The following is a 3,384-nucleotide window of genomic DNA, read 5'->3' on the forward strand; positions in this document are numbered from 1 at the left end:
GCGCAAAGCCCCAGCCATGGCTGAGGCGATGCGCCCTGCCTGGGGGCAGGCAGGCAGATGGTCTCTGTTACTTCAGCAGGTAGCTGTAGCTGTCATATACAGCGCAGATCAGCTTACGCAGAGGCTCGTACAGGCCACAGCCGACGTCGGCCACGTCATACTCCTTCACCTGGCCGCCCAGACGGACCCGGGTATTGGAGCCATTGAGCTTCAGGAAGCCCTCGTTCTCGCTGTTGTTGAAGTCCTCCTCGCTCCAGAACAGGGTAAACTTGTCCTTGTAGGGCCGGGAGTCATAGGGGCAGAAGGTGGCGCAGTTGCCGCACTCGTTGCACATACCGTCCACGTGAATGATCTGGCGCATCCGCATGCCGGGCACCGCCACAGCCACATTGGCCCGGTTGGGGCACACTTCGGTACAGGTCTCGCACACAGTGGCACAGCCCAGGCAGCGGGCGTCGTCGCAGTTCTTGCAGTCGGTGCACAGGTCTCCCCGCTTGGCCAAAGGAGCCTGGTAGTCGGGGTTCACGTTCTTCTCCACATACACGTCAACGTCGAAGTCCTGGATGGCGCGAGCGGCCTTGGTGGCATCGGCAATGGCCTCCACCACGGTGCCGGGGCCCTTCTGGCCGTCACCAATGACGAACACGTTCTTCACGGAGGACTCCATGGTGTCGGCGTTCACCACGGCCCGGCCGCGGTTGTTGACCTCCAGGCCGTTGGCAGTGTACAGGGCGGTGTCCACCTTCTCGCCCACGGCGGTGATGACGGTGTCGGCGGCCACGGTGGTCACCTTGCCGGTGTCCACGGGGGAGCGACGGCCGGAGGCGTCAGGCTCGCCCAGCTCCATTACCTTGCAAGTGAGTACGCCGTCCTTCACGCCCACGGGGGCCAGCAGCTCCTGGAACTCCACCCCGTCCTCCAGGGCGAACTCCAGCTCCTCCTGGTCGGCAGGCATGTAACGCTTGGTGCGGCGGTAGACCAGGGAGACCTTCTCCACCCCGGGGATCCGCTTGGCGGCCCGGGCGGCGTCCATGGCGGTGTTGCCGCCGCCGATGACCACCACGTTCTTGCCCAGGTTCAGGCTCTCGGGAGCCTTCTTGGCGGCCTCCAGGAACTCGATAACGTTCATCTCCTCGCCGTACTCCATGCCGGCACTGCCCTTGTTCCAGGCGCCGGTGGCCAGGATCACGTGGGTGTAGCCCTTGTCGAAGAGCTCCTGCACGCTCTTGACCTCGCAATTCAGCTCCACCTTGGCGCCCATGGCCTCCATCAGCTTAACATCGTTGTCGATAGCCGCGTTGCTGATACGGAAGGCGGGAATGACATGGCGGACCACGCCGCCCAGGGAGTCCTTGCGCTCAAAGATGGTCACGTCCACCCCGGAGCGGCCCAGGAAATAGGCGGCGGACATACCGGCGGGGCCGCCGCCGATAACGGCCACCTTCTTGCCGGCCACGGGAGCGGCGGGGCGCAGCTTGGGCAGCAGGGCTTCGAAGCCGCCCTCGGCAGCCTTCAGCTTCTGGCCGCGGATGTACACGCTCTCGTCATAGGCGTTGCGCATACACTTGTCCTGGCAGCGATGAGAGCAGATGGTGCCGGTGATGAAGGGCAGTGCGTTGCGGTGGGTGATGACCTGGAGGGCCTCCTCAAACTTGCCGGCCTTCACCAGCATCAGGTAGGCGGGAATGTCCTGCTCGATGGGGCAGCCGTTGCGGCAGGGGGCCAGGAAGCAGTCCACCAGAGGCACCTTTTTGTCCAGCTTGCGGCTGGGGATGGGCTTCATGGGCTTCTGATAGTAGCCGTCACCGCCAAACTCGTCCACCAGGGCGGCGGCCTTCTCCACATTCACGCCGGCCCAGGCGTCGTAGCTGATGTCCATCAGCTCCTCGCCAATCTGGCTGAACCGCTGATAGCCGCCGGACTTGAGCAGGGTGGTAGCCATGGTGATGGGCCAGATGCCCGCCTCAAAGAGGCGCTTGACAGAGTGGATGTCGGCGCCGCCGGAGTAGGACACCCGCAGCATGCCCTTGAACTCCTTGGCCAGCTTGCCGGCCAGGGACAGGGACAGAGGATACAGGGAGCGGCCGGACATGTACATCTCCTGGCTGGGCAGCTCGCCGGCTTTCACGTCCACAGGGAAGGTGTTGGTGATCTTTACACCGAACTGCAGGCCCCGCTCGCCGGTGAGTTTCATCAGGCGGTGGAACATGGGGACGGCGTCCTCCCACTGCAGGTCCTCCACGAAGTGGTGGTCGTCGAAGGCGATGTAGTCAAAGCCCAGGCCGTCCAGGGTCTTGCGGGCGAACTCATAGCCCAGCAGGGTGGGGTTGCACTTGATGTAGGTGTTCAGGTTCTTCTCGGTGATGAGGTAGGTGGCGATGCGCTCGATCTCGTCGGGGGGGCAGCCGTGGAGGGTGGACTCGGTGATGGAGTTGGACACCTTGGGGGTGATGGCCTTCACGTAAGCCTCGTCCACCTTCTGGAACTTGTCCAGGTTGGCCAGGGCCCAGTCCATGCACTCCTGCCACACGGCGGTGGCGGAGGCGTCCTTCATGCCCTCGATGTACTTGTCGATCTTCTCGCTCTTGATGCCGGCCAGGTCGTAGCCCACGCTCATGTTGAACACGAAGCCGTTGGGGTCGCCCAGCTCCAGTTCACGGGCCAGCAGCTTGCAGGCGAACCAGGCCTTCACATACTCGTCATAGGCCTGGGGCACGTACAGCTCGGTGGACCACTCGCAGTTGTAGCACTCGTCGGCGGCGGTGATGCAGGGCTTGGCCACGCACTTGGACAGCTCGTCGCCGTCCATGATCTGCACGGTCTTCAGCTCGAAGAACCGGGAGCCGGCGGCGTAGGCGGCCACGATGTTCTGGGCCAGCTGGGTGTGGGGGCCGGCGGCGGGGCCGTAGGGGGACTCGATCTTCTCCTCGAAGATGGGCAGGGCCTTGCCGTTGTCGTGCTTCACCAGCTTGGACACGCCGAAGATGGAGCCCTGGGCCTTGTACTCGCTGAGGATCCAGTTCATCAGGTGGGCAAAAGGCATGGGACGCATAATGTCGCTCATAATAAAAACCTCCAGTTATCATCATAACTCGGAATTATGTTTTGTATTGGGATTGGGGGCCAGATGCCGTTCTCCCGGCCCGATTTCATCAATAGGTGCAGTGGTTCAGCTCGCCCCACAGCTTCTTGGCCTGCTCCATGGTCCAGGCGTTGATCCTGGCCTCACCCGGCAGGCCGGTCGGGGACCCCGGTCTTTTCATCTGCTCGGGGCGAATGAATTGCCCCGGCATCAAGGTTTTGCTAGAGGCAAAACGCTTGGTGCGGACAAGCTCAACGCACTTATCTTGGCAATCAGTAAGTGCAGTGGTTCAGCTCGCCCCA

At 62.9% G+C, this 3,384-nt stretch carries 2 protein-coding genes; both read right to left on the reverse strand.

Annotated elements, in window-relative coordinates:
* Window positions 1–67 precede the first annotated feature (67 nt).
* A complete protein-coding gene (ygfK, locus tag H6B51_RS16575; RefSeq protein ID WP_204884706.1) occupies window positions 68–3,064 on the reverse strand; it encodes a putative selenate reductase subunit YgfK in 2,997 nt (998 codons plus the stop codon).
* 88 nt (window positions 3,065–3,152) lie between these two features.
* A complete protein-coding gene (locus H6B51_RS16580; RefSeq protein ID WP_204884707.1) occupies window positions 3,153–3,293 on the reverse strand; it encodes a hypothetical protein in 141 nt (46 codons plus the stop codon).
* Window positions 3,294–3,384 lie beyond the last annotated feature (91 nt).

It is taken from the genome of Pseudoflavonifractor phocaeensis (assembly GCF_016901955.1).
In the GTDB taxonomy this organism is placed as follows: Bacteria; Bacillota; Clostridia; order Oscillospirales; family Oscillospiraceae; genus Flavonifractor; species Flavonifractor phocaeensis_A.